General features: G+C 64.3%; 1 protein-coding gene. It reads left to right on the top strand.

The genetic code is table 11. The features are described from left to right. Positions 1-249: hypothetical protein (locus AAEY83_RS17475; RefSeq protein ID WP_351061217.1), on the top strand; the 249-nt coding region annotated here is incomplete at both ends.

Raw genomic sequence — 249 nt, 5'->3', positions numbered from 1 at the left:
GACCCGACCACGCCGAACTATTCGACGGTGGTGGTCAACACCGCCAATGCCGCGCTGACCCAGCAACTGCAATGGCTGCCCTCGGCCTTGAATCTGGTGGTCGGCACCGACACCAGTGCGGCCTACGACGCGGGGACTGGCACCCTGACCGTCAGCGTCAATTACCCGGTGAGCAAGCTCAACCAGATCATGCCGTTTCTGGTGCTGCCGGGCATCGGCACGGTGCCCAATCTGCCGACGCACCTGACC

The sequence above is a fragment of the Psychrobacter sp. TB20-MNA-CIBAN-0197 genome, assembly GCF_040309765.1.
In the GTDB taxonomy this organism is placed as follows: domain Bacteria; phylum Pseudomonadota; class Gammaproteobacteria; order Pseudomonadales; family Moraxellaceae; genus Psychrobacter; species Psychrobacter submarinus.
This window is presented reverse-complemented; position numbering and strand designations above follow the sequence as displayed.